At 27.6% G+C, this 24,585-nt stretch carries 29 protein-coding genes; 16 read left to right on the top strand and 13 right to left on the bottom strand.

The genetic code is table 11. The annotated features are described in order from the left end of the window. The first annotated feature begins 11 nt into the window (after nucleotides 1-11). Entirely contained in the window at nucleotides 12-1,841 is a 1,830-nt protein-coding gene (locus tag NJU99_RS05280) for a mechanosensitive ion channel domain-containing protein (RefSeq protein WP_254577684.1), read from the top strand. Here the strand turns inward: NJU99_RS05280 and NJU99_RS05275 are convergent. The 3 genes from NJU99_RS05275 to NJU99_RS05265 are packed head-to-tail and all read right to left on the bottom strand — an operon-like array spanning nucleotide 1,838 to nucleotide 3,574. Further along, the gene (locus tag NJU99_RS05275; RefSeq protein ID WP_254577683.1) at nucleotides 1,838-2,050 is read right to left on the bottom strand and encodes a tautomerase family protein; all 213 of its coding nucleotides are present in this window, start codon (nucleotides 2,048-2,050) and stop codon (nucleotides 1,838-1,840) included. The two genes, NJU99_RS05280 and NJU99_RS05275, sit on opposite strands and share 4 nt — an antisense overlap. Further along, nucleotides 2,041-2,379, bottom strand: coding sequence for an antibiotic biosynthesis monooxygenase family protein (locus NJU99_RS05270; protein ID WP_254577682.1), 339 nt, complete (start codon nucleotides 2,377-2,379; stop codon nucleotides 2,041-2,043). Before NJU99_RS05270 ends, NJU99_RS05275 begins: the two co-directional genes overlap by 10 nt. 10 nt (nucleotides 2,380-2,389) lie before the next feature. Then, on the bottom strand, nucleotides 2,390-3,574 hold the full coding sequence (locus NJU99_RS05265; RefSeq protein WP_254577681.1) for a YbfB/YjiJ family MFS transporter: 1,185 nt from the start codon (nucleotides 3,572-3,574) through the stop codon (nucleotides 2,390-2,392). Nucleotides 3,575-3,670: 96 nt separating this feature from the next. On the opposite strand from NJU99_RS05265, the gene NJU99_RS05260 reads away from it, so the two are divergent. The 3 genes from NJU99_RS05260 to NJU99_RS05250 all read left to right on the top strand — a co-directional run bounded on the left by NJU99_RS05260 (nucleotide 3,671) and on the right by NJU99_RS05250 (nucleotide 6,461). Next, nucleotides 3,671-4,498 carry a LysR family transcriptional regulator gene (locus NJU99_RS05260; RefSeq protein WP_254577680.1) on the top strand — a complete coding sequence of 276 codons (828 nt, stop codon included), beginning with the start codon at nucleotides 3,671-3,673 and terminating at the stop codon, nucleotides 4,496-4,498. A 368-nt stretch (nucleotides 4,499-4,866) separates the two neighbouring features. Further along, nucleotides 4,867-5,562 (top strand): hypothetical protein, encoded by a 696-nt coding sequence (locus tag NJU99_RS05255; RefSeq protein WP_254577679.1) that lies wholly within the window; start codon nucleotides 4,867-4,869, stop codon nucleotides 5,560-5,562. Between the two features lie 95 nt (nucleotides 5,563-5,657). Then, entirely contained in the window at nucleotides 5,658-6,461 is an 804-nt protein-coding gene (locus NJU99_RS05250) for a hypothetical protein (RefSeq protein ID WP_254577678.1), read from the top strand. A gap of 235 nt (nucleotides 6,462-6,696) precedes the next feature. On the opposite strand, the gene NJU99_RS05245 is transcribed toward NJU99_RS05250, so the two are convergent. Next, complete coding sequence (locus NJU99_RS05245; protein ID WP_254577677.1) at nucleotides 6,697-6,900, bottom strand: hypothetical protein; 204 nt, start codon at nucleotides 6,898-6,900, stop codon at nucleotides 6,697-6,699. A gap of 146 nt (nucleotides 6,901-7,046) precedes the next feature. On the opposite strand from NJU99_RS05245, the gene NJU99_RS05240 reads away from it, so the two are divergent. Genes NJU99_RS05240 through NJU99_RS05225 form a run of 4 tightly spaced genes read left to right on the top strand, consistent with a single transcriptional unit; the run spans nucleotide 7,047 to nucleotide 9,439 of the window. Continuing rightward, the gene (locus tag NJU99_RS05240) at nucleotides 7,047-7,520 is read left to right on the top strand and encodes a hypothetical protein (protein WP_254577676.1); all 474 of its coding nucleotides are present in this window, start codon (nucleotides 7,047-7,049) and stop codon (nucleotides 7,518-7,520) included. After that, a complete protein-coding gene (locus NJU99_RS05235) occupies nucleotides 7,517-7,768 on the top strand; it encodes a hypothetical protein (protein ID WP_254577675.1) in 252 nt (83 codons plus the stop codon). The genes NJU99_RS05240 and NJU99_RS05235 overlap by 4 nt, the downstream gene beginning before the upstream one ends. A 2-nt stretch (nucleotides 7,769-7,770) precedes the next feature. Continuing rightward, nucleotides 7,771-8,415, top strand: coding sequence for a response regulator transcription factor (locus tag NJU99_RS05230; RefSeq protein ID WP_254577674.1), 645 nt, complete (start codon nucleotides 7,771-7,773; stop codon nucleotides 8,413-8,415). Continuing rightward, complete coding sequence (locus NJU99_RS05225) at nucleotides 8,402-9,439, top strand: sensor histidine kinase (RefSeq protein ID WP_254577673.1); 1,038 nt, start codon at nucleotides 8,402-8,404, stop codon at nucleotides 9,437-9,439. The genes NJU99_RS05230 and NJU99_RS05225 overlap by 14 nt, the downstream gene beginning before the upstream one ends. Before the next feature lie 7 nt (nucleotides 9,440-9,446). Here NJU99_RS05225 and lhgO read toward each other — a convergent pair whose 3' ends face one another. From lhgO to NJU99_RS05205, 4 genes are all read right to left on the bottom strand, one after another. Further along, complete coding sequence (gene lhgO / locus NJU99_RS05220; protein ID WP_254577672.1) at nucleotides 9,447-10,664, bottom strand: L-2-hydroxyglutarate oxidase; 1,218 nt, start codon at nucleotides 10,662-10,664, stop codon at nucleotides 9,447-9,449. Next, the gene (locus tag NJU99_RS05215) at nucleotides 10,645-11,241 is read right to left on the bottom strand and encodes a lactate utilization protein (protein WP_254577671.1); all 597 of its coding nucleotides are present in this window, start codon (nucleotides 11,239-11,241) and stop codon (nucleotides 10,645-10,647) included. Before NJU99_RS05215 ends, lhgO begins: the two co-directional genes overlap by 20 nt. Beyond that, nucleotides 11,225-13,174, bottom strand: coding sequence for a TRAP transporter permease (locus tag NJU99_RS05210; protein ID WP_254577670.1), 1,950 nt, complete (start codon nucleotides 13,172-13,174; stop codon nucleotides 11,225-11,227). Before NJU99_RS05210 ends, NJU99_RS05215 begins: the two co-directional genes overlap by 17 nt. A gap of 104 nt (nucleotides 13,175-13,278) precedes the next feature. Further along, nucleotides 13,279-14,298 carry a TAXI family TRAP transporter solute-binding subunit gene (locus NJU99_RS05205; protein WP_254577669.1) on the bottom strand — a complete coding sequence of 340 codons (1,020 nt, stop codon included), beginning with the start codon at nucleotides 14,296-14,298 and terminating at the stop codon, nucleotides 13,279-13,281. Nucleotides 14,299-14,617: 319 nt separating this feature from the next. Between NJU99_RS05205 and NJU99_RS05200 the strand changes: the two genes are divergently transcribed. Next, nucleotides 14,618-14,920, top strand: a complete 303-nt coding sequence (locus tag NJU99_RS05200) for a toxin (protein ID WP_254577668.1) — start codon at nucleotides 14,618-14,620, stop codon at nucleotides 14,918-14,920. Continuing rightward, nucleotides 14,910-15,173, top strand: a complete 264-nt coding sequence (locus tag NJU99_RS05195; protein WP_254577667.1) for a hypothetical protein — start codon at nucleotides 14,910-14,912, stop codon at nucleotides 15,171-15,173. The genes NJU99_RS05200 and NJU99_RS05195 overlap by 11 nt, the downstream gene beginning before the upstream one ends. A 61-nt stretch (nucleotides 15,174-15,234) precedes the next feature. Here NJU99_RS05195 and NJU99_RS05190 read toward each other — a convergent pair whose 3' ends face one another. Continuing rightward, a complete protein-coding gene (locus NJU99_RS05190) occupies nucleotides 15,235-15,942 on the bottom strand; it encodes a response regulator transcription factor (protein WP_254577666.1) in 708 nt (235 codons plus the stop codon). A gap of 15 nt (nucleotides 15,943-15,957) precedes the next feature. Then, the gene (locus tag NJU99_RS05185) at nucleotides 15,958-18,567 is read right to left on the bottom strand and encodes a sensor histidine kinase (RefSeq protein ID WP_254577665.1); all 2,610 of its coding nucleotides are present in this window, start codon (nucleotides 18,565-18,567) and stop codon (nucleotides 15,958-15,960) included. 107 nt (nucleotides 18,568-18,674) lie between these two features. Here NJU99_RS05185 and NJU99_RS05180 point away from each other — a divergent pair, with 107 nt between their 5' ends. Next, a complete protein-coding gene (locus tag NJU99_RS05180; protein WP_254577664.1) occupies nucleotides 18,675-19,589 on the top strand; it encodes an AEC family transporter in 915 nt (304 codons plus the stop codon). An 8-nt stretch (nucleotides 19,590-19,597) separates the two neighbouring features. On the opposite strand, the gene NJU99_RS05175 is transcribed toward NJU99_RS05180, so the two are convergent. Then, complete coding sequence (locus NJU99_RS05175) at nucleotides 19,598-20,311, bottom strand: sulfite exporter TauE/SafE family protein (RefSeq protein ID WP_254577663.1); 714 nt, start codon at nucleotides 20,309-20,311, stop codon at nucleotides 19,598-19,600. 101 nt (nucleotides 20,312-20,412) lie between these two features. Here NJU99_RS05175 and NJU99_RS05170 point away from each other — a divergent pair, with 101 nt between their 5' ends. The 4 genes from NJU99_RS05170 to NJU99_RS05155 all read left to right on the top strand — a co-directional run bounded on the left by NJU99_RS05170 (nucleotide 20,413) and on the right by NJU99_RS05155 (nucleotide 22,283). Further along, nucleotides 20,413-20,676, top strand: a complete 264-nt coding sequence (locus NJU99_RS05170) for a CBU_0592 family membrane protein (protein WP_254577662.1) — start codon at nucleotides 20,413-20,415, stop codon at nucleotides 20,674-20,676. Further along, complete coding sequence (locus NJU99_RS05165) at nucleotides 20,673-20,933, top strand: hypothetical protein (protein ID WP_254577661.1); 261 nt, start codon at nucleotides 20,673-20,675, stop codon at nucleotides 20,931-20,933. The genes NJU99_RS05170 and NJU99_RS05165 overlap by 4 nt, the downstream gene beginning before the upstream one ends. 112 nt (nucleotides 20,934-21,045) lie before the next feature. Beyond that, on the top strand, nucleotides 21,046-21,699 hold the full coding sequence (locus NJU99_RS05160; protein WP_254577660.1) for a peroxiredoxin-like family protein: 654 nt from the start codon (nucleotides 21,046-21,048) through the stop codon (nucleotides 21,697-21,699). Nucleotides 21,700-21,710: 11 nt separating this feature from the next. Beyond that, nucleotides 21,711-22,283 carry a TetR/AcrR family transcriptional regulator gene (locus tag NJU99_RS05155; RefSeq protein ID WP_254577659.1) on the top strand — a complete coding sequence of 191 codons (573 nt, stop codon included), beginning with the start codon at nucleotides 21,711-21,713 and terminating at the stop codon, nucleotides 22,281-22,283. Between the two features lie 36 nt (nucleotides 22,284-22,319). Here the strand turns inward: NJU99_RS05155 and NJU99_RS05150 are convergent, their stop codons facing one another. Continuing rightward, nucleotides 22,320-22,745 carry a globin domain-containing protein gene (locus NJU99_RS05150; protein WP_254577658.1) on the bottom strand — a complete coding sequence of 142 codons (426 nt, stop codon included), beginning with the start codon at nucleotides 22,743-22,745 and terminating at the stop codon, nucleotides 22,320-22,322. Nucleotides 22,746-22,885: 140 nt separating this feature from the next. Between NJU99_RS05150 and NJU99_RS05145 the strand changes: the two genes are divergently transcribed. Continuing rightward, nucleotides 22,886-23,674: an exodeoxyribonuclease III gene (locus NJU99_RS05145; RefSeq protein WP_254577657.1), complete on the top strand. Its 789-nt coding sequence runs from the start codon at nucleotides 22,886-22,888 to the stop codon at nucleotides 23,672-23,674. A gap of 11 nt (nucleotides 23,675-23,685) precedes the next feature. Here the strand turns inward: NJU99_RS05145 and NJU99_RS05140 are convergent, their stop codons facing one another. Beyond that, nucleotides 23,686-24,585, bottom strand: a complete 900-nt coding sequence (locus NJU99_RS05140; protein ID WP_254577656.1) for a glycosyltransferase family 9 protein — start codon at nucleotides 24,583-24,585, stop codon at nucleotides 23,686-23,688.

The raw sequence follows: 24,585 nt of genomic DNA, 5'->3' as shown, positions 1-24,585 counted from the left end.
GGTAAGAAAAAATGAGAAGTTTATTAGTGATTTTTTCACTAGCACTTTTTTTAAATTCAGCTCAAATAGACAATAGTTTATTTGAAAATAAAAACAATCCTAAATTCTATGAAGACTTAGAAAAAAAGATTGAAGAATCATCAAAAAAACAAGAGTTTTCACAAGAAATAATCAATACTCAAAAAGTTAATTTAAAAAGACTAAGAGAGCTTATTTCTAAAGATATAAATATAGAAAAATTTGACAATTCATATTTTGCAAATAAAGATATAAATATTGATACATATTTTGAAGCTACTTTAACTTTAGCCAAAACACAAATAAAAATAGATACTCAAAATAGTTTATTAGGTGATGTACAAAATAAATTAATATTTTTAAAGAAAAGTATTGAAGATATTATCGAACAAGATAAACAAAACCTTTTAACATATCAATTGCAATATGCTTATTACAGAACTCAAAAAAGCAATATTGAACAAAGAGTTAAAGAGTTAAAAAAGATTGAAGATAGATATGAAAAGTCTCTTTTTGAATTTATCTCAAAAATCAAAAGTTTTGATATAAATAAATTAGTAAAAGATTTAGAAGATATAAACAAAAAAATCAAAAAACTAATTGAAGATAAAACAGCCTATGAAATAGAACTAGAAAAAGAGAATATTGAAGAAAATAGTAAAAATATTTTGTTGTTTGCAAATAAAATTGAAGCAAAAAATGTTCAGATTCAAGAGCAAATTCAAAAAAGCTTAGATATTCTTTTCAAACAAAGTATATTTTTTATAAAAAATCAAAATGAAAAAGAGTTAATAAAGGTATATACATTAAAAGAAAATCTTTTTAGTGAGCTATTATTAAAAGATAAAAAACAGTATGAAAAAGTAGATGAGTTTATAAAAAGTTTAGCAAAAAAACATCTTGGAAATACTAAACTTTTTTTAAGTAACTCAATATATCAAAGTCAAGATATTTTAAAACAAATTTGGGGATATATAACATCACCAATTTTTGTTTACAATGAACAAGCAATAACACTATTTAGTTTAATAAAAGCTATTTTACTAATAGTATTTGGTTTTGTAATTGGAGTTATTTATAAAAAATGGCTTGCAAATATTGCTAAAAAGTGGCCAAATATGAGCCAAATGTCTCTAAAACTTTCATCAAATGTAGGTTTTTATATTATTGTAATAATTACATTTATGATTGCGATGAGTAGCTTAGGAATAGATATGTCATCTATTTCATTAATTGCTGGGGCATTATCTATTGGTATTGGTTTTGGTTTACAGACAGTTGTTTCAAACTTAATTGCTGGTGTAATTTTAATGTTTGAAAGAACTATTAGAATTGGTGATATTATAGAAATAAATGATTTATTAAAAGGAACAGTTACAGATATTAGAATTAGGTCAACGACTATTAAAACTTTTGATAATATTGATATTGTAGTGCCAAATTCATCTTTTATTCAAAACAATGTAATCAACTGGACACTAGAAGACCCATCAAGAAGACTTCATATTCCTTTTGGAGTTGCGTATGGTACAAAAATTGAAAAAGTAAAAGAAGTTGTTTTAGAAGAATTAGAAAATAGTGATTTAAAATATGTAAAAAATAATGACGATAAGAAACCTGAAATTAGACTTGAAAATATGAATACAAGTAGCGTTGATTTAGAGCTTTTAGTTTGGATAAAAGCAAATGATAAACTTCAACCAAACTCGTTAAGATCTGATTTTTTAATTTTAATTTATAATGCTTTATACAAACACGATATTGAGATACCATTTCCTCAACTTGATTTACATATCAAAAAAGAGAAGAATCAAGCAGTTTAATCTGCTTGTTCTTTTCTAATATTTGAAATAGTCTTTCCACCTATTGAGTAGTTGTCAGTTGAAATTTCATCAATAGTTACAACACAAGTTTTTTCACCTCTTCCAAAAACTTCTACAAAAGCATCTGTTAACTTCTTTGCTAACTCTTCTTTTTGATCTTTTGAAGCACCTCCATCTTCATGAGTCATTTTTACGTTTATTATTGGCATTTCTTCTCATTGTTTTCAAATGTACTACTTTGCATCGTATAATCTCTTTTTACTTCTACAATCCTAATTCTATAATCCTCAAAAATAGAGTCTCTTCCTTTTTTCTGAGCTGCCATATGCTCAATATTTGCTTTCCACTTAAGTAAAGACTCTTCATCTTCCCAAAAAGATAAAGATAAAAGCTTTGATTCTTCAACCAGTGATTGAAATCTCTCTATTGATATAAATCCAGGCATTTTTACTAACTGCTCTTTTAAATTTGAAGCTATTTTTAAATACTCTTCTTTTTTCATCTTTGCAATTTTTACCTCAAAAATCACTCCATACATACTCTTCTCCTTATAAGTTTTTTTGTTCTTCATTTGCAATATTTTTTGCTATAAATAATAAAAATATACCAAGTAAAACTATCCCTGCTGTTACATATAAAGCATAATTGTAATCTTTAAAATAATCTATTAACGCAACACTATATAAAGGCCCTATTACTTGCCCTATTCCATATGCTGTAGTCATAGCTCCCATTAAAACTACTGGATTTTTCCCTGCTAATTTTCCACCAATATTTAAAAAAAGTCCTACAAGTCCAACAAATGTACCTCCATACAAAACTCCACTTAGCAGGTTTAAATATACATTATTTGTAAGTGTTGGTATCATAATAGCAATAAAAAGTAAAAACATTGAAATTATAATAACATTTACACTACCTTTTTTATGAGCTAAATTCATCCAAAAAATACAAGATGGAATTCCAGCTAGTCCAACTAAAGTCCAAGTTAAACTGCCATAGCCTTCAAGCCCCTCAAGGGAGTTTATAATATCAGGTAAAAATGTAGCAAAAACTACAAATCCAATTCCCACTGCAAAATATGCCAATATCAATAAAACAACATATGTTGAGAATATAGATTTATCAAAACCGTGACTAGTGTTTGCTGTTTTTTGTTCTTTGTCAAAAGATAAAATATAAATACTATAAAGTGTTGCAAAAAAAGCAAAAATTGTTAATATCACCCATGAGTTTTCCCATGAGCCATTTGCTTGAAAAACTGCTCTCATTATTAAATCACAAACCAAAATAGAAAAACCAATTCCAGAAAAGTGTATTCCCATTGCTTTTGTTTTACTTTGCATATTAAGCTTTGTCATTACAATTGCAGAACCAACAACTAAAGCCATAGCCGAACCAAAACCTGCAATAATTCTTGAAAGCAACCAAACAGTTTCATTGTGTGTAGTTGCTAAAAATATTGTTGTTAAAACACATAAAAGCATTCCAACTCTAAAATATTTTACTTTTGTATTTATATCTTTTATAAAAACTGCAAAAATTGCACCACTTAAATAACCTACATAATTTATAGCAGCTAAATAACCAGCAAAACTAACACTCAAAAAATCATCTAACATTGAAGGAAGTAAAGAAGTAAAAGCAAACCTAGAAACACCAACTCCAACAATCAAAGCTAAAATACCAGCTAAGATAATCGAGGTATTGCTATTTTTATTTAAAAGATACATTTTTAATCCTAAATCTTGATATTTTTTGTATAATATCACTATAGATGATGTAAAGTCAAATATTAAATCATGATATATGATATAAGGATTAGTGATATGGATTCAAATTTATTAAAAGTATTTATTGAAGTTACAAATCAAAAAAGTGTTTCACTTGCTGCAAAAGAGTTGGGTTTTGCTCAATCAAATGTGACATCAAGAATAAAACAGCTTGAAAAAGTCTTGGGATTTGCACTTTTTTATAGAGTTGCAAAAGGAGTTCAACTTACAAAAGAAGGAGAAAAACTATATCCTTATGCCTTAGAAGTAATAAATAAAGTTGAACAACTAGTTTTAAATATGAAAAACATCAATTATCAAGAGCTTCTCAGAATTGGTTCAACTCAATCAAATGCAATAGTAAGACTTCTTCCTTTTATAAAAAAAATGAATAATGATTTTGAAAATATGAAACTTGAAGTGTATACTAACACTACCCCACATGTAGTAAATGAGCTTTTAAACTATAAAATTGATATTGCTTTTGTAAGTGGAAACCCAAATCATAAAGATATTGAAGTAATAAAAGTATTTGATGAAAATGTTTACTTTGTAGATAAAAAAGATGGTAATAGTTCAAATACGATATTAGCATATAAAGATAGCTGTGCATATTATACTTTTTTTAGAAATTATCTAAAAAACAATGGAAATAATGATTTTAAAACTATAGTATTTGAAAACTATGAAACCATACTTGGTTGTGTAGAAGTAGGAATGGGAAGGTCAATAATCCCTCAAAGTATTATTTATAAATTTGGATATGAAGACAGATTGAAACTTGAATTATTAGATAAAAATTTATTTGATTTATCTACTTACTTAGTTTGTAGAAAAGACAACAAACCTATGATAAGTGAACAATTAAAAGAAATAAACTTATAGAATTAAGTTTATTTCTTTTGTAAGTAGACTATTCATAGTTTTATGTCAAAGTTGATAGAGATATAATTTTAGTGTGCTAATCTTACTAATACTAATTTTTTGCCAAAATCTACAGATTGTTGAACTTATTATTTTAACTTAGGTATTTTAAATTCTAAGTATGAATTCATGTTACCTCTCCAAATAAATTCATAAAGCCCTAATATTTAGAGCAGTTATAACTCACATTGTATTTCCCAATATATTTAACATTTTATAGTTTTATCTCTTTTAACAAGTAATATTTTCGGATATGTTGTTTGTTAATTTTAGGCTATCTTGTTTATAATGTATACTTAATAAATAATTAAATCCTAAAGAGGGACAATATGAAACTGATTGAGCTTGAAACTCTAGCATCTGAAAAACTTTTGATAAACAACAAAGAAAATAGAACTAGCTTTCTTCAATTGCTAAAGTCAGGCTTACTTGAAGATGTTATTGAGAACTTATTGGGTAATCCAATAGAGCTTAATGAAGTAGCAAGCAGGTCTTATTCTCATAACAACGGATTTCTAAAAGTTGTGCTGATAGAAAAGCGACCTAAATATTCTATTAGGTTTCATATTTGGCCAGAAAAACCTTTCCAAGCTCCTGATATCCATAATCATCCTTGGGACATGACGGGATTAGTTCTGAATGGGTCCTATGAGTGGCCAATTTATACTTTTGATCAAACTTCAAAAGAATGTGAAAGCTTTAATTTATTTGAATGCCGATATTTAGAAGATTACTCGGGGCATTCGTTTCATAATCTTGACAATGTTGTTTTAAATCAGATAGAAAAACTAAGTTTTCAACAAGGTGACATTTTTCAATTGCCTCAGACAAAGTACCATAATGTAAGTAAAGAAAACTCAAATCCCGCAGAATCAATAGTGATAACGGGGGAAGCAATGGGGTTAAGTGCTAATGTGCTTACAAATCGGAAAATCGAGTGTAACTTGATATTTAAAAACTCTACTATCCATAATTCTTTCTTGCAAAAAAAGTTGTCTGAATTTTTAAATCGGAGGTTATTTTGATTGTTAAAGATATAATAAAAAGTCCAACAAAATTGCGGATTTATTTCACTGGTCTAATAATATTTTTAGTATTAATGATACTTACTAATTATTACTTGTTACCCAAAGCATTTGTTTTCTTTGAATACGTTTATGAGGGAGCTGTACCTTCATTTATGAATAATTTAATAGCATTACTTGGTTCAAGCCTGATTGCTTCTGGTTTTATCTGGTTTATTACACCAAGTGGTCTTGATAGTAATGATGTAAATGTAATTTCTTCACATGATATAAAAGACTCTCTTAATTCTATGCTCAATGGAACAGAACGCTTTTCGTACTATGGTCATACTGCGAGGTGGAATAGAGCTGTTACATTTCCAAAACTTCTAGAACAGGCTAATGATTTAAGAATTACTAAACATATTGATTTAATAATTATCGATCCAGATGATGAAAATGCTTGTAAATTCTATGCTTCATTTGGGCATGGCGAAAGAAATAAAGGAAGAAAAATTCAGTCAACAAGAGATGTAAGAATTGAACTACTTACAACCTTTTTGTCTTGTCTAAAAATCAATAAATCGCCATTTATTGAAGTTAGTTTATATGTAACTGATAAGGTCTCAATATCTAGATTTGATATTTCAGATAATGCATTGATTTTAACAAAACCATATCAAGGTGACCCTGCTCTATATTTTCCAAAAAATACATTTTTCTACTCTTCCTATAAAGAAGAGTTCAATGTTGCTAAGCAGCAATGTAAAAAAATTAATTTAGATATTTCAGAGAAAGATCTTACAATATCAAATTTAAAAAAAGCACTTTGTGAGGCTGGTTTTCAGGCTGACTATGTTGACTCCAAATTTAATAAAGAATTACTGAAGACATCTGATAAGATTGAAAAGCCATATTGACTTAACAGGTTGCTACACACGGGGAAATTACTTGATGCATTCGTAATTTATAGTGAACAAAGTGTTTCAGAACCTCTTAATTTTGGAACAAAATCAGAAAATCTCATTTATTAGCCTATTAGCTTTTTAAAGAGATATGCTTTATTCCAAAAAGTGTTCAAGAAGTAGAATTTTGAGATTCTCTCAAACCCTTAGGACTTCTTGAACAATAAAATTTCTTTTATAAGATAAAAATTTACTTTTTAATAGAGTCTTTAAAATCTTTCATTTTTTCATCTTCTTTAACATCTTTTGCTTCTTGTTTAGTTTGTTCAACTTGTTTTTTAACTTTTACTTTTACGATTTGTTGTTCATTGTTAACCTTGTCATTTACTTCAAGTGCTACTAAACTTGTAAGACCTACTAATACTAATGCTAAACTTTTTACGATAATTTTCATTTTTAATTTCTCCTATTTTTTATGTGGTGGAAGTATATATAAGAAGTGTTAGTTAAGTATAAGTTCTATTTTCATTTGATGTTTAATAGAGTTTCCATTATAATTTTCATCTTTTCAAAAGAACTAATTACACTTAAGAGGTAAAAATGTCAAAGATTTTAAAACTATTTTTTATTACCATTTTCATAATTTTATTAACAGGATGTCTAAATAAACAAGTAGAAAAACAAGATATAAAAACAGAAACAAAAAAAGAAATTGAAAGCAAACAAGAAAAACCAAGTAAAGCAGAAGTTAAGAAAACAGTAAAAACTAAAAAGATTAAAAAAACATATAAATATTGCTATAAACATAGAAAAGATATGCTTTTTGCAAAAAAATATATCTTAACTGAATTTAACAAAGCCTACTTTGATAAAAAAGATATTGTAGGAGCAAAGGCTCAACTTTTTCTAGTAAAGAGTAAATCCCCAACTATTTTTGCAAAAAATATTAATGCAGCGCTAAGCGTATATGATGAAAACTATAATAAAGCTAAAAAAAATAGCTGTAATATTAGAGCCTTTAAAACACACCCACTAACACAAATAAAAAGTAAGATAAAAGCAGGTGAGAAATGAAAAAACTTATAATTATAAGTTTATTAGTAACTTTAAATACACTTTTCGCTCAAACTGAAAATATTAATACTATTGATAATTTACTTTTAAAAATAAACCAAACAAAAAATCCAGTTGAGAAAAAACAACTCATTGAGAAACTAAAAATAAAACTTGCGAATAAAAATAAAAAAGTTCAAGAGGAATCAAATGCGATTATCAAAGCAAAAAGTAAACTTCCTACTAAAACTTTTAGTTTAGAAAAATAGATATGAATAAAAAACTAAAAATCCTATTACTTGAAGATGATACTGTTTTAGCAAGTAGTTTACTTGATTTACTAGAAGAAGAGAACTATGATGTTACTTTGGTAAATGATGGTGAAGAAGTACTTGAAGCAACATATGAAGAGAAATATGACTTATATTTATTTGATATAAATGTTCCTTTATTAAATGGAAAAGAAACATTAAAACTTCTAAGAGATGCCCAAGACAACACTCCTACATTTTTTATAACTGCACTTATTGATACAAAATCTACCCTTGAAGGTTTTGATTGTGGATGTGATGATTATATAAAAAAACCTTTTGATCCAGATGAACTTCTTGCACGTGTTAAAGCCACATTAAAAAGAAGAAATCCAACTATAAACTATAAGAATATTAGTTTTGATTTACTTGAAAATAGAGTTTTTCAAGACGAAAAAGAAGTAGCACTAGGAAGCGTAGAAAAAGATGTATTTTCCCTTCTTATTAAAAATATAGGGCTTACAGTAAATAAAACTGATTTTTTTGACTATATGAATAAACCCTCAGATACAGCACTTAGAGTTTTGATAAGTAAGCTAAAAAAAACATTTGATTTAAATATCACAAATATAAAAGGTATAGGATACAAACTTGAAGAACTATGAGAAGAAATCCTTACTAACAACTACTTTTTTGTTTTTTATTCCTTTGATTAGCTTCGCTTTTATCGTACTTTATATGTATCATCAAGATAGAATAAAATATATAAAAGAGAATATTTTATATCAGATGAAAGACTATACTTTTGATTTTCAAAGTGATAAATTTAGTTTAGATATTGTTGAATATAGTGATAAAAAAGAGACTTTTAAAATCTACGAGTGTGATGGAGGTTTATGTGCTTATTTTAAAACACCATCAAAAAACCCTTACCTTTTAAAAGTAATCTATGATAAAAACAAATATGAGAAAGTTTATAATGACTTTTTGATGAAAATATTTAAATTTAGTATTGTTATTTTCATTTTTATACTTCTTATATCTATAGCCTTTGCCATGTACTCAATAAGACCTATGAAAGAGGCTGTAAATCTACTAGAGACATTCTTAAAAGACTTGATACATGATTTAAATACTCCTGCTACATCTATTTTATTAAACACAAAACTTTTAAGAAGAAAAGGTGATTTTAAAGAGATTGAGAGAATAGAATTAAGTGCTAAAACAATCTCATCTTTATATAAAAATTTAGAATTTATAAATCCTCAACAAATTATAAAAGATGAAGAAATCTCACTAAAAGAACTAATTGATAATAAAATAGAGCTTTTAGAAAAGCTATATCCAAGAGTCTCTTTTGAAAAGCTACAAGATGATTTAACTATCAAAAGCAACAAAAATGCAGTTGATAGAATCATAGACAACCTTCTAACAAATGCTTGTAAATATAACAAAAAAAATGGAAAAGTAATCATAAGTATAGAGAATAATAGCCTTATCATAGAAGACACAGGTGTAGGAATAAAAGATACAAATAAAGTATTTCAAAGATACTATAAAGAGAATGAAAATGGTCTTGGTATTGGAATGAGTATTGTAAGAAAGCTTTGTGATATATTAGAAATACAAATAGATATTAGAAGTGAAGTTCAAGTGGGAACGAAGGTAAGCCTTACATTCCCTAAATAATCCTATATTATTTACTTTTTAAAACATGCTCCTCTACTACCCAGTTCGCGAAAGGTATTGAAGATGTAAATGCAGGACTTACTGCATTTAAAACATGTACTGAATTTTCATCAGATTCAACAACAAAATCTTGCACTAGCTCTAATGTGTTTTTATTTAACAATTGAGCTCTAATTCCTGGCGTTGACCATGAATCAAAACCTTTATGGTCCATTTTTTTGTTACTTAATGTTTGAGCTAATCCTTTTAAATGAGAAAGTGAATACTTTCTCATCTCTGCAAAAGCCAAACTTCTAAAGCCAAAGGCATTTGTAATAAACAGTTTTGATTCATAATACAGAATCTGAATAAACTCTTTTAAAGAGAAGTTATCAAAACCTTTGTAATTTTCTCTCCAAAATGCAGGAATAGCTGTAGGCCCAATCTTACTTTCATTATCTACAGTTAAAGTATAATGAACTCCCAAAAATGGGTTTTCTAAATTTGGCACAGGATAAATATTTGTTTTAAGATTCGATTCATTTTTTTTATCTTTTAAATAAATACCTTTAAATGGAATAATCACATAATCTTTTGAAAAACCAAAATCTCTAGCAATATTATCAGCATATAATCCTGCACAATTAATCACTTTTGTAGTTTGAAAATCTCCAGCACTTGTAGATACAACATTGCTATTACTTGAAATATATTTACAATCTAAAAGTAACTCAACTCCCATTTCTTCAATAACTTTTGCAAACTCTTTTGTTACTTCTTTTGGATTTACTGTTGCTGTACTTGGACATAGAAGTGCTTTTTTATAAGTTTTAATATTTGGATAAAGCTCAGATAATTGTTTTTCGTCCAACCATATAAGCTCAACTCCATTAATATCTCCTCTTCTTTTAAGTTCTTCTAATCCCTCAACTTCTTTATCATTTGTTGCAACTACAACTTTTTGACACTCATTAAGTTGTAATCCTCTGCTTTTAACAAACTCTTTTAAAGCTGCATTTCCCTCTTTTGTGAACTTAGCTTTCAAAGAATTTGCTGTATAGTAAAAGCCTGCATGAAGAACCCCTGAATTTCGTCCTGAACTATGAAAGCCTACTTCATTTTCTTTTTCTATCACCAAAATTTTGCTTTGAGGGAATCTCTGTTTTAAGTTTTTAGCAATATTTAATCCTATAATACCTGCCCCTATAATCAAATAATCATACATCTTAAAACCCCAATTCTTCATCTACTAAAATCAATACTATTCTATCTTTTTCATCTGCTTTTATATAAGTAAATTTATTTGCAGCATTATCTAAATTGTGTCTTGGTTCTTTTCCCATTTCAATAGCTTTTTTATTCATTCTATCAATATTTTTAACAGCAGCTACATTCATAACCCTATCAAAGCCTTCTTCTACAGAATTTACAATTTTATTTTTTCCTACAATTACTAAAACCTTTTTAGGTCCAAAAATCATAGCTGCGACTCTATTTCCACTGCCATCTGCATTTACTAGTTTCCCATCTTTAGTTAATGCATTAGTACCTGTAACATATAAATCAGTAAGCATACCTTCTCTTCTTCTCTTTGTATTTTCTTCCATAGAAATACCTTTTTCATACTGATTGTATAAAGTAATATTTTTATTATTTACAAGAAAATCAAGTAATCCAATCTGCCCAACAGAAGTAGAACCTCCAAGACCTACAGAGATTCCCTCCTTTATATAAATCTTTGATATTTCTAAAGCTTCTTTTTTATCTTTTGCGTTATGTACTTTGTAACCACAACTTTCAAGTGTATTAATTAGCTTTTGCATAAGCTCTCTCCTCCTTTGATAAAATTTTATGCATTACCATAGATACAGCAAAAATCCCAAATCCTAAGATATGCGTATTTTGAATTAAACCTAAATAACTTTCAAGACCAAAAGCACTATCAGGAGTAAGTAAAAGAACAGCTGCAACAGCAAATACAACTCTTTCTAAAATACTCATTTTTTTATCCCAGTATCCTTCCATAACAATGGAAAATGCCATGATTCCAAATAAAGCAAATCCAAATACCTCAAATCTCTCAAACCAAGTACCATTGATAAGAGGAGTGAAGGCAAAAAGTAGTGGAATAATATACATACCTTTTCCAACTTTCCAAGAAGTCATACCTGTAGCCATTGGTGGTGTTTTTGCAATTGCAGCTGCTGCAAATGCTGCAAGACACACAGGTGGTGTAAGGTTAGAATCTTGTGATAACCAAAAGATTATCAAGTGTGCTGATAATAAATACATAGTAACTTCAGGAATTTGAATACCTGCATTTACTAAAGCTGCCATTTCAGGACTTAGCATAAGACCAACTAATGCTGGTGCTGATAGTACCGATAATACAACATAAGATGCAGTTACAGGCAATCCCATCCCTAAAATAAGAGAAGCAATAGCAACTAATACAATTGCGATTAATAGTGAATTACCAGACCATTCCATAATTAACTGAGAGAAAGTAATACCAATACCTGAAATATTAATAATCCCTACTATGATTCCAACTGCAATAAGTAAAACACCTGTTACAATCATATTTTGAGAACCAAGGGCTAAAGCACCTAAAATCTCTTTTATACCCATTCTTTTATTTTTTGTAAGATATGAAGATAAAACAATTGCAACTATTGCAATACCAGCTGCATAAGTAGGAGTAAATCCATAAATTAATAATCCAACTAAAGTAGAAAGTGGAATAATAAAGTGAAAACCTTCTCTTAAAATAGGAAGGATTTTAACATCACTTTTTTCACCTCTTACATTATTTTCTTTTGCATGAATATTTATATAAAATGCAATAGAAGCAAAATATAAAATAGCAGGTAAAATAGATACAGAAATAATAGTAACAAATGGAATATGAGTCATCTGAGCCATGATAAAAGCCCCTGCTCCCATAATAGGAGGCATGATTTGTCCACCCGTACTAGCTGCTGCTTCAACTGCTGCTGCGAATTTGGATTTGAATCCTGCTTTTTGCATCATAGGAATTGTAATAGATCCAGTTGATACGGTATTTGCAACTGCTGAACCTGAGATTGTTCCCATCATAGCTGAAGAGATAACAGCAACATGACCAGTTCCACCTGTATATTTACCAGCAACAGCATTTGCCACATCTACTATAAAGTCCCCTGCTCCTGATTTTAATAAGAAAGCAGCAAAAAGAATAAACATAAATACATATGTTGAAGAAATTGTTGCAATTGGACCAAATAAACCTTCATTTGTATAGAACATTCTATATAAAAATCTATCTACAGTCATTCCACCAAAAGCAAAAACACCTTCAAAATGCTGACCTAAAAATAGCAAATATGCAATACAAAACACGATAATGGAAGGAATTACATAACCTGTTGATTTTCTAACCATCTCAATAGCTAAAACAATTGTCATTGAAGCTACTATTAAATCACTTGTTCTCATTTGACCATTAGCAACGGCATAAAGGCTCTCTTCAAAAGCCATCATATATATAAAAGTAGCCAATGACAAAACTGCAAAGACTAAATTTAAAATGGAAACTTGATTTTCATTTTTACTTGCTTCATATGTCAAAAATCCAAGTGAAGCCAAAAGTGCAAAGTGCGCGGAGTTAAACCATAAATCACTTAATCCACCCCAAACATTTATACCAAAATGAAATAATGATATAAAGATTGCGTAAATAAAGGTAATTTCTTTAAAGTATTTTATTTTTATCATCTTTTTTTCCTAAAATATATAAACTACATAAACAATTTATAATTACTTATATAATCCATACACCAAAAGAAGAAATCTTCTTTTGGTATGTCTATTTCTTAAAATTATTTTGCCATTAAAGTAGCTGGGATTTTAATACCTTGTTCTTTATAAAATCTTACTGCACCTGGATGTAGGGGCATAGGAAGACCTGAAATTGCTTTGTCTAAACTCATTGCTTTTGTAGCTTTATGAACACTATTTAAAAATGGTAAGTTTTCATAAATCGTTTTAGTTAAAAGATATACTGTCTCTTCTGGTGTATCTTTTGTAACAACTAATAAGTTTGGTTGTGCGATTGTATTGATATCTTCTGTTTGTCCTGGATATGTACCTGATTTAATAGTAAATGGAGTCCATACAGGATAGTTGTCGTTGATTTTCTTTAAATCTTTTTCATTAAAATCTAAAACTTTAATTTTATCATTTCCAATAGAAGCAAAAGCATTTGTAACAGCTGATGTTGGAGGTCCTGAGGGAGTGTTCATACCATCGATTTTACCATCTTGAAGAGCAGTTGATGAGGGAGTATACCCTAAGTATTGAATATTCATTTTATTAAAGTCTACATCTAATGAGCTCATAATAGTTTCAGCTGAAACCCTTGAACCAGAACTTCTTCCACCAATTGAGAATCTTTCATCATAAAGATTTTGTAAATCCATAATATTTCCAGTTTTAGCAAACTCTTTTCTTATAGTAAACTGCTCAACATTTTGCCATAACATAGTAATAGATCTTAAGTTTTTCTTTGGCTGACCTTCATATTTAGCTTTTCCTTGCCAAGCCATAGAACCAAAAAGCCCTTGTAAAATAGCAAAGTTTACTTCACCTTTTTGAAGCATATCTACATTTTCACCACTTCCAGCAGATGTGATAGCAGAAAATGTTGTTTTATGTTTTTTTGCTAATTTAAGTGAAGCAATAGTTGCAATTCCAACACCTACTGGATAGTAAGTTCCACCTGTACTTGCCGTTGCAATTACATACTTAGACTCTTTTTTTGCTGCATTGGCACCAGTAATCATTGTAGCTGTGATTGCTGATGTAACAAAAAGTTTTTTTAAGATTGATATTTTAGACATCTTATTTCTCCTTAGTTTTTGTACTAGAAGAAGTATAACACATTTTGAAACAAAATTGTTTCAAAATTGTTTCAAATTTATAAATTTGTTTTAAACATCCTTATTTATGGGAGATTTATCATTTATTATATACAAAAAATCTATTAACTTTGAAACTTTACAGAATCTATATTTACTTAAAATCAAATATAAATAATGATTTAAAATATAAAATTATTACAATTTGACATAAAAACAATACTACTAAAATTTAATTGCTAAAATAACTTGACAATAAAAATAAAAGAATATAAAATACATTGTATATATAGGATTAATTATGTTTAAAAATAAAACTATAAGATATTCTTTAGAAAAAAATGAAATTCTGAAGAGAGATAGAAATATTAGTTTTGAAGATGTGATTTTAAGTATTGAAGAGGGTAATCTATTGGATGATATAGAACATCCAAATAAAAACAAATATCCAAATCAAAATATTTTTATAATTTTAATAAAAATAAAAGATTATGTATATTTAGTTCCTTATGTAGAAGATGAAAAATCAATATTTTTAAAAACGATTATACCTTCAAGACAAATGAATAAAAAATATAATAAAGGAGCAAAAAATGACTCTTGACAAATTTGAAAATGATATTTTGCAAAGTGTTGAAAATAACGAATGGGAAAGCAGAAACAATAAAGAAGATAGATTAAAAGAACTACAGTCATACATAAAAAATCAAAAGAAAAAAGCAATATCTATAAGAATAAATGAAAATGATATTTATGAACTAAAAAAGAAAGCTTTAGAAAACTCTATCCCATATCAAACACTAATTCAGATGCTTATACATCAGTTCGCTTCTAATAAAATCAAATTAGATGTATAAAGAAAAACAATACTAAAAAAGGGTGTGTTAGTTCTAATTCAATTAGTATTACAAAGTTCTATTACTCAACTATATAACCAAGCCCTTTCTTAGAAACAATAAAGTCATCATCTGATACTTTATCTTTTACTCTTTTAATAACTGTACGCATTGTGGCATCTGAGGTATTTGAGTCATTCCAGATGAACTCTTTTAGGTACTCTTTTGTTTTTATCTCTTTTATATTTGTGATTAGAGCTTGTATTAATAATGTCTCTTTTTTTGATAGATTTATTAGCTCATCATTTTTGTATAATAAATTTGTTTTTCTATTATATGAGTAGGTCTGATTTAGCTTTATTACTTCATCTAAGTCTTCTTGTTTTGATGATTTATCTTCTAGGACTTTTGTTTTTACTTTTTTTAACATTTCCATTACTGTTTTTACTTCTAGGGGTTTAACGAAATATGAGATTACATTTAGTCCTATTGATCGAAATAGGTATTCTTCATCTTTATATGCTGATACTATGATGAACTTTTGATTTTCATTTAAAACTGTTATATCATCAATCATTGAAAGACCATCTTTATTTGGCATTTTTATATCTGTTAGAACTAAGTCAAAGGTTTTATTTTCATCATGATATTTTTTATATAGCTCTAAACCTTGTTCTCCATCACAAGCGATTTGCACTTCATCAAAAATCGTATCTAAATAAAACTCCAATATTTCTCTTGCATCTTCTTCATCTTCTACTAATAAAACTCTTGTAATTATTTCACTCATTTTTTATATCCTGTTTCAAATATTTAATGTGATTATAAACTTCACACCATCTTTTATATTTTCAACTTGAATTTTTCCTTTCATATTTGTCTCAATTATTGATTTTGTCATATAAAGCCCTATTCCCGTACCTTGAGTCTCAAACTTTGTAGTAAAATAGGGTTCAAAAATCCTATCTATTATATCATTTTTAATATTATCACCGTTATTTAAGATTTCTATTTTTAGTTTATCATCTTGTTTCTTTACTACTATTTTGATAGTTGCATCAAACTTTTTATTCTCTTTTTTGATTAATAAAGCATCTTTTGCATTGTTTAAGATATTCAGTAATGCTTGCTTTAATTCATTTTCATAGTTAATGATTATTATATCTTCACATTCAAACTCTATTCTAACACCATCACTTTCATACTGATTTTTTATCATATATAAAAGTGTGTTTATACAATCTTTTATGCTAAATTTATCTTGAGTTTTTGAGGGTTTATAGAAGTTTCTAAAATCATCTATTGTTTCACTCATATACTCTATATGTTTATTTGCTTTATTCATAAACTTATCTAGTTTTTGCTCACTAACTGCTTCATTTTTATAGTTATCTCTTAAAAACTGCATGATTAAAGAGATATTATTTAGAGGCTGCCTCCACTGGTGTGCTATATTTCCAAGCATTTCTCCCATAGCTGCTAACTTACTTTGTTGAATTAAAATTCTATCTTTTTCTCTATTTTTCTTTACTTCATCTTCAACTTTTAGTTTTAGGTCTTCTTCACTTAACTTGATTTTTGTTATGTCATTTATATAACCGTAAAAATGAGAAACTTTTCCTGAATGATTTTTGATAAGTATTACTCTTGATGAAATCCATCTAGTTTCATTTGCTGCATTTTTTACTCTACATACAACTGTAAAATTTGGAAGATCATTTTTAAGTGCTGCATTTATTGCTACTTGAACTTTGTTTGTATCTTCTTTATGAATTAGATTTAAAAAATTCATTTCTTTTTGTTCAAAATTCTTTTTTGTATAGCCAAAAGACTTAATACTATTTGAGATATATTGAACTGATAAATTCTCATCATTTTTAAGTTTAAAGATTACGATTTTCCCATCTTCAACAAGATATTCAACATCTAAAAGTTCTTTTTTCATTCTTTTATTTTTATCTATATCCATTGACATCATAAGCATTCTATCTAGTTCGTTTTTGTCATTTACAAAGGCTTTTCCACGTGCAAGTACCCATTTGAAACCATCATTTTTTGTTTTTAGTCTATACTCACAAATAAAAGTATCATCAACTTTTGCAAAGATTTTATCAAAAAGCTTTTCTACATTTTTTTTATCTTCATTATGAATTAGTTCAAACCAATCTGAAAATGTTTGTAATTCTTGCTTTTCATAAGCAAACATTTCAAGCCATTTATCAGAAAAGTATATCTTTTTAGTTTTGAAATCAATATCCCATAATCCATCATTTGAAGCAATAATAGCAAGTTCAAATCTTTTTTTCCAATGCTCCAAAGATAAAGTTTTACCTTCAAGTTCATCATTGTATTCATTGAAAATATTTTTAATAAAATTAGAGAAGATATATGTAAAAAGTATAAAAACAGTAGTTATAATTATAATCAATGTTGATATTTGAAAAAACTGATTTAGATACTCTTTTTTTATTTGTTTTACAGTATATTTCATTTCATCGTTGATTTCATTTTCATCATAAAAACTTACTATCAAAAAATTATACTTATCATAAAAGTAGGTATAATCTTTAAATTTTTTATTATATTCATAATCTTTAAAATAATGTTCTAAAATCTTATATGAGATATTATCATCTTTATTTTTAAGTAGTTCATTAGATTTTATATTTTTTTTCTTAGCATTAAAATTAAAAGTATCTTGGGAGATAATATCATAAAACCATATATCATAATTTTGATTTGAAATTGTGCTCATTATAGAGCTTTTAGTGATTTCTTTTATGGAATTAATAGTAGAAAATGAACCCACAAAATACTCATAGCCATTTATAGTTATCTTATCAAAAAAGCTTAATCTAACTGTTCTTTTTAAATCATCCTTCCAATATTGAAGGTTACTTTGCCCTTGAGAGTAAATATACTTCAATGTTATATTTTCATGATTTTTTGTATCTGAATTAAATATTAACTTTTGTAAATAACTAATTGAATCTTTTCCATATAAAATATTTAGATTATCTTTTGTAAATACTACTAGTTCTATGTGGTTTTGTTTTTCTATTTTTTGTAAATAATCTGTAAGTAAATCAAACTTTGATAAAGAGTTTGATTCTAAATAACCAATAGCTTTATAAGTTACTTTTTTTAATAAAGTTTCTTCTTCTAAAAAGCCTTCTTTTAGCTGCTCTTCTACTTTTGACTTAAAATCAATAATTTGTTCTTTTTTTTCAAACTTATAGCTTAAAAAAGATTTTTGTTTTAAAAGATCTATTTCTCTATTTTCTTTAGCTTCTAAAATAAAATATGAAATTACAATAAATAAACTTGCAAATATCATTATAAATATCACAGGGATTTGAGAAAAAAGCTTTTGTATATCATAAAGAGTGTATTTTTTTTCATTTTTAAAAAGCATTTAATCTTATCCTATATATTTTTAATCTATAATTCTAAAGTTTCAAAATTGTTTCAATTGTTTAGATTATATTGAAACTTTTTATAAAGCAAAGTTAAGGAGTAACTATGATACATATTTTTACAGCACTAATTCCTATCTTTTCGCTGATTATGATTGGTTACTTCTTAAAAAAAATCAAATTCCCATCAAAAGAGTTTTGGCCTCAAGCTGACAAATTAACATACTTTATTTTGATGCCATCACTTTTGATTTATAAACTCTCAACTGCAAACCTTAAAGGAGTAGATGGATTAAACTTTGTAGCTACTGCAATTTTTGCTATTAGCTTTGTTTTTATACTTCTAATTATAATAAATAAACTATTCAAATTCAAAGGTGATGCTTTTACATCTATTGTACAAGGTGGTATTAGATTTAATACATACGTTTTTTTAGCTTTAGTTGATTCTATTTTTGGAGATAAAGGTCTTGTTTTAGCAGCAATATTAATGACTTTTGTTATTCCATTTATAAATATACTTTGTATTTCAAGTTTTGCACTTTATATAAATAACAATAAATTAACTTTTATATATTTGCTTAAATCAATAATCACAAATCCTTTGATAATAGCTTGCTTCATAGGAGGTATGATAAATTTTTTAGGGGTACAGCTTCCTGTAATAGCAGATAAAATATTAGCCATTTTAAGCTCAGCAGCACTTCCACTAGGACTTTTATCAGTTGGCTTTGGACTTGTTCTAAAAGAGATAAACTCATCTAAAAATGAAATATTTAATGCAAATTTAGCAAAGCTAATCATAACACCCATAATCATGTTTTTAGTAGCTAAACTTTTTAATTTAGATGACTTTATGATTTCAATACTTATCATCTTTGCGGTACTTCCAACAGCACCCTCCTCTTTTGTACTAGCAAGACAACTTGGTGGAGATATAAACTTAATGTCTTCAATTATAACAGTACAAACTTTACTATCTATACTGTTTATAATCTTTGTTTTAAACTATTTTGTCTAAAAATAAACTTATATAAATAAGCCAAGTATCAACTTAAAAGCTAAAATAGATAATAAAACTTTTAAAACAATAGCAAACTTTTTTCCATCTATTTTATTTCTTAGTTTTGTTCCTACATATGAGCCTAAAATAGCAGCTATTATCATAACTGTTATAAGTTCTATATAATCAAAAAATACAAAACCAAAATAGATAAATACAAGTATTTTTAAAAGATGAGATATGCTCATCAAAGCAGCACTTGTGGCTACTACTTTATTTTTATCAATATAGTCTTTATAAAGTAAAGTAAGTGTCAAAGGTCCAGTTGCACCAACAACTACGGATAATCCTGATTGAAAAAAGCCTAAGATATAGTAGTTTTCAAACTTTTTGATTTTGTTATTAAACTTTTTTGACCATAAAGATAGAAGTATATAAATTCCTATGAACAAAGGAACATACTCTAGTGAAATAACTGAGACTATACTAGCAAAAAGACCTACTCCTAAAAGTGAGCCAATTAAAAACTTTGGAATAGTTTCATACTGTATATCTTTGTATCCAAAAACTGCTCGGCTTACATTGCTTGACATTTGAGTTAGACCATGTACTGGAATTATGGCATTTAAAGGTAAAAAAGATGGAAGAACAGCAATCAACATCATACCACCACCAAGACCTACAATAGCAGCAATAGCAGATGTAAAAAACGTGACTAAACCTAAGATAATCTCTGTCAAAATAAATCTCCAAAATATTTTATATATTTAAGATACTAAATTAAGGCTTTATTATCAAAAAAAAGCTACAATCCGATTTTAAATCACGACAGGAGAATACCTTGGATATTTACCAATGGATAGGCTTTGTGGGAATGGCATTTGTTGTTTTTGCTTACTTACTTTTACAAATGGATAAATATACTATTAGATCAATTCAGTATCAACTTTTAAACCTTGTTGGTGCTATCTTACTTTTAATATCTCTTTTTGTACACTTTAACTTGGGTTCTTTCATAATCGAAGTATTTTGGATAGGAATTACTATTTATGGAATAGCAAAAAATATAAGAGAAAAAAAGAATAAAAAAAAGGAAGAAGAATGAAATATATAATATTTATAAGTTTAGTGTTTTCAAATATTTTATATGCTAATTACTCATTTAATAATCAAAATGCAAAAAATATCGATATGCATGGAGGAAAAGGCGATAAACTAATTGATTCAAAATCAGCTTTTACAAATCAAAATTTTAACTCTTTATCAATAGGAGTAAATAAACCTAAAAAGCCTAATGCACCGAAACCTTTAATACCTCAAAACAAACCTAAACCTACTAAAAAAACTACTCAAAACAAATAAAAACTAAATAAGAAATCAAAAAAGTGCTTGACACAAGTTTGATTTCTTGTTAATATTCCAACAGACCAACTGGTTGGTTTTAAAATAAATAACAAGAATTTAAAGGAATATAATGTCAAGATTAATAGATAGTATAAATAAATATCAAGAAGATTTTAGAAAAAGAGTCCCTGAAAATCTACAAGAAACAATGCTAAATGCAACACAAAAGCTAAAAGAGCAAAAATTATCAAAAAATGCTTTGAAAGTATCAGATATAGCAAAAGATTTTACTTTAAAAAATGCAATAAATAAAGATGTAAATTTAAATAAATTACTTGAAGAAAATGAATTTGTAGTTTTAAATTTCTACAGAGGAGCATGGTGTCCATATTGTAACTTAGAATTAAAAGCATTTGAGTCTATAAATGAACAACTGTTAAACAAAAAAGCAAAACTTATAGCTATTTCTCCTCAAACTCCAGATGCAAGCTTAACAACAAAAGAGAAAAATGAGCTAAGTTTTGAAGTTCTAAGTGATACAGATAATAAAATAGCAAAAGAATATGGACTAGTGTTTTCACTTGCAGATGAGCTAAAACCTATATATGAAAAATTTGGAATAGATATAGTTGGCTCAAATAATGATGACACATTTAACCTTCCCATGCCTGCAACGTATGTAATAAATAAAAACAAAGAAATACTATATGCCTTCATAGATGAAGACTACACAAGTAGAAGTGAACCCCAAGAAATTTTGGATATAATTAGCAAAAACCAATAAGGTGTAAGCAAATGCAAGATGTAAGAAGTAGATTGATTGAAGCCACATTTCAAGAAGTCTTTTCTAAAGGATACCAAGCAGCTTCACTAGCTCATATACTAAAAAGAGCTGATGTAAAAAAAGGTGCTATGTATCACTACTTTCCTTCAAAAAAAGAGATGGTTTTATCTATGATTGATGAAAAAATAAAATTAAGAATTGAAAATAAGTGGAAAGACTTAGCAAGTACTGAAGAGAATATTATAGATTCACTTATATCAATTTTAGAAGATATTAATAGTTGGGATTTAAAAAATGGATGTCCTTTAGGAAACTTACTTCAAGAATCACTTGACCATGATGAGGACTTTGCAAAAGCCTTAACTACTATTTTAGATGAATGGAAAGAGTTTTTTTCAAACATCTTGCAAAAAGCAAAAGATAAAAAACAAATAACTCAAACACTAGATACAAAAACTTGTGCCACTTTTTTAATAGCTTCAATTGAAGGTGCTTTACTTCTTAGTAAAAAACATGAAAATGAAAAAGATTTTGAAGATACAATGAAACACTTAGTATCTTATATAAATTCATTTAGAGTTTAAACTAAATACCTTAGTATTTTAGTTTAAACCTTATATCTATGATACTTTAGAATAAGCTTCTTTCTCTTTTTGAATTAATACATTTGCTAAAAAATCATATGCTTCAGCCCAAGCATTAGCTACCTCTGAAGTACAAGCTTCACCTAAAACCTCTTTGAAAGCTTGAAGTAAAGAGTCTTTTACCATAGGATAGTGCTTAGCTTGGATATTTGTTTTTACGTGAGCACTTACCATTGTTTCTATTCCTTTTGTAAGATTGTCTAACTTATCAATATTGCTTGCATAAGCATAAATTGCATTTGCTAATTTTTTAGGCTGTTCTTCTGTAGCATCTTTAAATAAAATCTTTGTTTCTGGATACTTTGTAAATAAAATCTCATACATTGTATTTGTAATTTCATCTTTTTTATCTCTTACAATTGGAGCAGTTGCTTTTATAATTTCTATTGTTTTTTCATTCATAATTTATTCCTTTTTTAATAATTTGGCGAAGTTTAGCAAAATAGGATACTTTTTGTCTTGATTAGAATCAAGATAAAAATAATACAAGACTTTTCTGATATAATTTCAAAAATTCAATAGATATTATAAGGTATAAATAAATGGCAAAAACATATAAATTTATTTCGTGGAATGTAAACGGTATTAGAGCAGTTGATAAAAAAGAGGCTTTAAAATGGGTAGATGAAGCAAATATTGATTTACTTGGTATACAAGAAACAAAATCAATGAAATCACAAATCCCTGAGTCAATCTTTGACAAAAAGTACAAAACACTATTTGCTAGTGAATCAGCTATCAAAGGAAGAAGTGGAACAGCACTATTTACAGATATAGAAACAACTTTTGAGTGCAACTGTCCTAGTGTAGATGTGCTTGATGAGGGAAGAATAAATGAAGTTCATTTTACTTTAGGTGAAAAAGATATAGCATTTTTCAATGTATATTTTCCAAATGGTCAATCAAAAGAAGAAAGACTTACATATAAAATGGAGTTTTATGATAGATTTTTAGAACACTGTGAAAATCTAAAAAAAGAAGGAAAATCTATCATAGTTTGTGGAGATGTAAATACAGCTCACACAGAAATCGACATCGCAAGACCAAAAGCAAATGAAAAAAAATCAGGTTTCTTGCCGATGGAAAGAGATTGGTTAACTAAGTTCTTAGAACATGGTTATCTTGATACATTTAGACTTGTAAATGGTGATATAAAAGATAAATATTCATGGTGGTCATACAGAGCAAATGCTAGAGGAAACAATGTTGGCTGGAGAATCGACTACTTTTATATAAGTGAAGATTTAAAAGATTTTGTAAAAGATGCTTATATCTTAGATGATGTTATGGGAAGTGATCATTGTCCTATCGGACTTGAGATTGAGTTATAAGAGTTATCCTCTTATAACTTAAACAGTTTTAAAACATCTTGGGCTTGAACAGTATAATCAGGCTCATCCTCATAAGGGTCTACTTCTTTATAAACTATAGTCTCAAGTGGGTTTTTCCACTGATTTCTTTGCTCTATCTTATCATAAGATGTTGGTAATATTATAGAGTTTACTCTGTAAACAGCAGCTAACTGCATAGGCCCACAATCTATTCCTAAAAATAAATCAAGAGCAGCGATTTTTTCTACTAAATCAGCTACAGAAGTTTTGCCTGCAAGATTTTCATAGTTTGTAATACCATTTGCTTGAAGTTCTTCTTCTATCACACTACAAATATCAACTTCATTTTTACCACCAAGAAGTACAATATCATACTTAGCAGATAAAGCAACAGCTACTTTAGCAAACTCTTGCGGTGGCCATCTTTTAACATCTGCATAAGTTGAACCTGGGTGAATACCAAAAGTAGGTTTTTTAAACCACTGAGGTTTAAAGTGAAGCATCAAATCCCCTGCTTTATATGAAGTATCTAAAGTTTCATTTACAAAGTTATTGTACTTTTCAACTTGATGAATATCTTTGTTGTTTGAAGTATAACTTACTTTCTTTTTTGCATTTACAAAATAAACAAAAAACTTAGATAAAAAACCATCTTTAAAAGAGATAACTAAATCTTGTTCATCAAAACTTTTAGCCATTCTAAAAAGTGAAATAAGAGTAAACAAACTCTTAGAAGTCTCCTCAACAACAAGGTTTTTAACTCTTTCATCTTTAGAAAAAAGTTGAGTAGAAACACTAGAACCTACAAAAGTAACTTCAGCGTTTCTATAATGCTTCAAAAGATTCTCAATAGCAGGAGTAATCAAAACAGTATCTTCAATCAATTCAGGTAGTTCAACCAATAACTTCAT

Origin of the sequence: Arcobacter roscoffensis (genome assembly GCF_024267655.1) — a bacterium.
GTDB classification, from domain to species: domain Bacteria; phylum Campylobacterota; class Campylobacteria; order Campylobacterales; family Arcobacteraceae; genus Arcobacter_B; species Arcobacter_B roscoffensis.
The sequence above is the reverse complement of the archived record's forward strand: the minus strand, read 5'-3'. Positions and strand labels throughout refer to the sequence as shown.

Bases quoted from the DNA above. Each gene is read 5' to 3' on its own strand.
- NJU99_RS05280 (WP_254577684.1), top strand. From the start codon at position 12: ATGAGAAGTTTATTAGTGATTTTTTCACTAGCACTTTTTTTAAATTCA.
- NJU99_RS05275 (WP_254577683.1), bottom strand. From the start codon at position 2,050: ATGCCAATAATAAACGTAAAAATGACTCATGAAGATGGAGGTGCTTCA.
- NJU99_RS05270 (WP_254577682.1), bottom strand. From the start codon at position 2,379: ATGTATGGAGTGATTTTTGAGGTAAAAATTGCAAAGATGAAAAAAGAA.
- NJU99_RS05265 (WP_254577681.1), bottom strand. From the start codon at position 3,574: ATGTATCTTTTAAATAAAAATAGCAATACCTCGATTATCTTAGCTGGT.
- NJU99_RS05260 (WP_254577680.1), top strand. From the start codon at position 3,671: ATGGATTCAAATTTATTAAAAGTATTTATTGAAGTTACAAATCAAAAA.
- NJU99_RS05255 (WP_254577679.1), top strand. From the start codon at position 4,867: ATGAAACTGATTGAGCTTGAAACTCTAGCATCTGAAAAACTTTTGATA.
- NJU99_RS05245 (WP_254577677.1), bottom strand. From the start codon at position 6,900: ATGAAAATTATCGTAAAAAGTTTAGCATTAGTATTAGTAGGTCTTACA.
- NJU99_RS05240 (WP_254577676.1), top strand. From the start codon at position 7,047: ATGTCAAAGATTTTAAAACTATTTTTTATTACCATTTTCATAATTTTA.
- NJU99_RS05235 (WP_254577675.1), top strand. From the start codon at position 7,517: ATGAAAAAACTTATAATTATAAGTTTATTAGTAACTTTAAATACACTT.
- NJU99_RS05230 (WP_254577674.1), top strand. From the start codon at position 7,771: ATGAATAAAAAACTAAAAATCCTATTACTTGAAGATGATACTGTTTTA.
- lhgO (WP_254577672.1), bottom strand. From the start codon at position 10,664: ATGAAGAATTGGGGTTTTAAGATGTATGATTATTTGATTATAGGGGCA.
- NJU99_RS05215 (WP_254577671.1), bottom strand. From the start codon at position 11,241: ATGCAAAAGCTAATTAATACACTTGAAAGTTGTGGTTACAAAGTACAT.
- NJU99_RS05210 (WP_254577670.1), bottom strand. From the start codon at position 13,174: ATGATAAAAATAAAATACTTTAAAGAAATTACCTTTATTTACGCAATC.
- NJU99_RS05205 (WP_254577669.1), bottom strand. From the start codon at position 14,298: ATGTCTAAAATATCAATCTTAAAAAAACTTTTTGTTACATCAGCAATC.
- NJU99_RS05200 (WP_254577668.1), top strand. From the start codon at position 14,618: ATGTTTAAAAATAAAACTATAAGATATTCTTTAGAAAAAAATGAAATT.
- NJU99_RS05195 (WP_254577667.1), top strand. From the start codon at position 14,910: ATGACTCTTGACAAATTTGAAAATGATATTTTGCAAAGTGTTGAAAAT.
- NJU99_RS05190 (WP_254577666.1), bottom strand. From the start codon at position 15,942: ATGAGTGAAATAATTACAAGAGTTTTATTAGTAGAAGATGAAGAAGAT.
- NJU99_RS05185 (WP_254577665.1), bottom strand. From the start codon at position 18,567: ATGCTTTTTAAAAATGAAAAAAAATACACTCTTTATGATATACAAAAG.
- NJU99_RS05180 (WP_254577664.1), top strand. From the start codon at position 18,675: ATGATACATATTTTTACAGCACTAATTCCTATCTTTTCGCTGATTATG.
- NJU99_RS05165 (WP_254577661.1), top strand. From the start codon at position 20,673: ATGAAATATATAATATTTATAAGTTTAGTGTTTTCAAATATTTTATAT.
- NJU99_RS05160 (WP_254577660.1), top strand. From the start codon at position 21,046: ATGTCAAGATTAATAGATAGTATAAATAAATATCAAGAAGATTTTAGA.
- NJU99_RS05155 (WP_254577659.1), top strand. From the start codon at position 21,711: ATGCAAGATGTAAGAAGTAGATTGATTGAAGCCACATTTCAAGAAGTC.
- NJU99_RS05150 (WP_254577658.1), bottom strand. From the start codon at position 22,745: ATGAATGAAAAAACAATAGAAATTATAAAAGCAACTGCTCCAATTGTA.
- NJU99_RS05145 (WP_254577657.1), top strand. From the start codon at position 22,886: ATGGCAAAAACATATAAATTTATTTCGTGGAATGTAAACGGTATTAGA.
- NJU99_RS05140 (WP_254577656.1), bottom strand. From the start codon at position 24,585: ATGAAGTTATTGGTTGAACTACCTGAATTGATTGAAGATACTGTTTTG.